Consider the following 2,204-nt stretch of genomic DNA (forward strand, 5'->3'; position numbering starts at 1 on the left):
ATGATCGGCATGCCATGGCTTGAGGAGAGCCAGGAGTGCCTCGATCGCCTGCGCGCATTCTCGTACGATCGCTGCTAAGCGACACCGTCAAACAACGCTGCCAAACAACGCGAATGGGGTGGATGCGTCACCAGAGCATCCACCCCATTCTTCTACCGTTGATGCAGCAACTGCCGTGTCAGCGGCGGGTCATCTCCTCCTCGATCTGTTCGAGCGACTTGCCCTTGGTCTCGGGCACGAAATGCATGACGAACGGGATGGACAGCGCGGAGAACACACCGAAGATGGCGAACGGGCCGCCGACGTTGTTGCCGAACAGAGACAGCAGCATGAGGAAGAACTGGGAGACCACGAAATTACCCAGCCAGTTGGCCGCGGAACCGAAGGAGCTGCCGATGCCGCGCACGCTCAGCGGGAAGATCTCACCGGTGATCACCCATGCGATCGGCCCCCACGACAGTGCGAATCCGAGGATGTAGCAGGCGATCAGCACCATGGTCGGCACAGCCAACGTGGCCACATCGCCGGTGAAGTTGAGCACGGCCAACGCCGCGAGAGCGATGGTCATCGTCACCGATCCGAAGATGAGCAGCTTCTTGCGGGGGAATCTGTCCATGATGAGAGTGGCGACGATGGTGGCCACGAAATTGACCACGCCAATGCCGACCGACACCCAGATGGCGTCGTTTTCAGGGAATCCGAAGCCCTTGATGAACACCTGCGGCAGGAAATAGATCACGGAATTGATGCCGACGAGCTGCTGGAACAACATGATGCCGACCGCGGCGACGAGCGCCGGACGGGCGATGCGGAACAGTTCGCGGACGCCTCCCTTGGTGTTCTGTGCGGCGACGGCCTTGATGTCGTCGAGCTCGAGCTGCACCTGGGTCTGATCGACGTCCTTGCGGATGAGGGTGAGCACCTTGAACGCCTCGCGATCCTTGCCGCGGCTCACCAGATATCGAGGCGATTCCGGCAGCAGCAGACCGCCGACGAGCAGCAGAGCCGCCGGCACGAGCGCCGAACCCAGCATCCACCGCCAGTCGCGGATGCCGGCGATGTTGTGGCCAAGGAAGCCGAGATTGGAAGCGTACGCCAGCAAGATGCCGAAGGTGATCATCAGCTGAAACAGCGTGGACAGTGAACCGCGGCGCTCCTTTGGTGCGAGTTCGGCGAGATACGCCGGGGTCAACGAGGAGGCCGCACCAACGGCGAGGCCAAGGATGATGCGGGCCACGACCATCATCAGGAATCCCGTGGAGCTCGCGCACATGCCCGAGCCGAGCAGAAACAGGATCGCCGCCAGAATCAGCAGCCTCTTGCGTCCGAAACGATCGGACAGCGCACCGATGGACAGGGCGCCCGCGCAGGAGCCGATCAGCACGGATGACGTGATGAATCCGGTCTGGGCCACGGACAGGCCGAAATCGGATTCAATCAACGGCGAGGCCCCGGAGATGATGCCCGTGTCAAAGCCGAACAGCATGCCTCCCAGCGCACCGAACGTGAAGATGAACGCGCTGTTGAGCGGAAAGCGCGTGGAAACACCACGCCCCACTTCCTGTTCGACGGCGTCGATCGTCGCGCCGACCTCATGGATGCCGGTTTCCACCGCATCCTCGGCGCTGTGCACCGGATTGGACGTCTGCACCGCAGTCATGATTCCACCTTCCATTCCCATCGATCCTCATCGATATGAGATGCAGCAGCAAACAAAAAAGACCTGGAACGACGTATAGTGACGTCGTTCCAGGTCTTGCCCCGCCTTGAGTAGCAACCCTGCCGCGCTTGTATGCTGCGTATATTGCATTCAAGTGTAGGTCATGGCAGTACACGACACTCCGATTTTCAGAAAACGTTTACCGGCAATATTTCAAACAAAGAAGAGCCAGACGACGAATCAGTGAGCATTCTTTTGCCCCCATGGAAAACATCCGCAGACCTCGCGGGAGCACAGGACAAACCATCCATGAAAAACCATCCACAAAAAAGAAAGCCGGCGGAAGAGAAGCCGCCGGCTGAGAGAGAAGAGAGAAGAAGGGTTCAGTTATGGGATTCCGGATGGAACCTCGCCAACAGCCGTAACCGTTGACATGTTCTATATAACCGCCCAACCCTTGGAGGAATGATGCGTGTTCCTGTCAATTCCCTGAAAATCACGTGACGGAAATGTCACGATGGCGCGAAAAACCACGCATCCGCGC

At 59.1% G+C, this 2,204-nt stretch carries 1 protein-coding gene; it reads right to left on the minus strand.

What is annotated here, in order from left to right:
* Nucleotides 1-178: 178 nt before the first annotated feature.
* A complete protein-coding gene (locus tag ACR0P8_RS09395) occupies nt 179-1,681 on the minus strand; it encodes a sugar porter family MFS transporter (protein ID WP_432624803.1) in 1,503 nt (500 codons plus the stop codon).
* Between the last annotated feature and the right edge of the window lie 523 nt (nt 1,682-2,204).

The organism is Bifidobacterium sp., from assembly GCF_050874245.1.
Classification (GTDB): Bacteria; Actinomycetota; Actinomycetes; order Actinomycetales; family Bifidobacteriaceae; genus Bifidobacterium.